The 987-nt window shown below is 61.7% G+C and carries 1 protein-coding gene; it reads right to left on the reverse strand.

What is annotated here, in order from left to right:
- Positions 1-787: hemin ABC transporter substrate-binding protein (locus GSM73_RS19405; protein ID WP_256676985.1), on the reverse strand; the 787-nt coding region annotated here is incomplete at its 3' end.
- Positions 788-987 lie beyond the last annotated feature (200 nt).

The following is a 987-nucleotide window of genomic DNA, read 5'->3' on the forward strand; positions in this document are numbered from 1 at the left end:
GTGTCGGGTCAAGCTCGATAACGCGCCCGGCCCTGGCGGCACGGGTGGAGGAAAGAATCGGATTTTCCCTGAACAACGCCGCACGCGCTTCTTCGCCACTCAACGCGCGATCGGCGAACACCAGTACTTCGGGATTTAGGCTGGCCAGGCTCTCCACCGAAAATGCCTTGTAACCATGGTGTGTCGCCAAGTTGTGACCGCCGGCCTGCTGCACCAGCCAATCGGCGGAGGTGCCCAGGCCTGCGACCATCGGCTTGCCGCCGGAGCTTGCGACCAACAGCAACACGCCGGGGGCCTGTTGCTCAAGCTGGATTTTACTCACTCGAGCTTTCTGTTGGCTGAGCTGCTGTTGATAACTGTCGAACAACTGCGCGGCTTTGGCCTCGGCGCCCAGCAGTTGACCCAGGTGCCGCAGATTGCCCTGAAGGGTCGACAGGTCGGGCGTGGCCGAGAACAGTTCAACCTGTACCCCGGCGCTGCGGATCTGCGACAGCACCGGTGGCGGCCCCATTTCTTCGGTGCCTACGAGGATCTGCGGACGCAGGCTCAATACCCCCTCGGCCGAAAGTTGTCGCTGATAACCGATGCTGGGTAAATCCCGCAAGGCTTCGGGATGCTGGCTGGTGGTGTCCACGCCCACCAGTTTCGACTCACCGCCCAGCGCGCTGACCCATTCGGACACTGCCCCGCCGGCACTGACCCAGCGCTGCGGCAGTTCAGCCGCCACCAAGCCCTGGCTGGCCAACATGACAACACAGAGCGTGACAACACGGATATTCAGGCGCATCGGGCAGCTTCCTCGAAGAAATGTTCACAGGGCCGGGCATGAACCCCGCAGGCAAAGTATCCTCAGCCCCCTGCGAAGGAGGCGCCATTTGATAATTGTTTTCATTTGGACGTCAAGCACGAACCTTTGGGGGGTTGCCTCTGTGGGAGCGAGCCTGCTCGCGATTAGCGGTGTGTCGACCCATTGCTGCTGGCTGATCG

The sequence above is a fragment of the Pseudomonas sp. PICF6 genome, assembly GCF_009831705.1.
GTDB lineage: Bacteria > Pseudomonadota > Gammaproteobacteria > Pseudomonadales > Pseudomonadaceae > Aquipseudomonas > Aquipseudomonas rhizophila.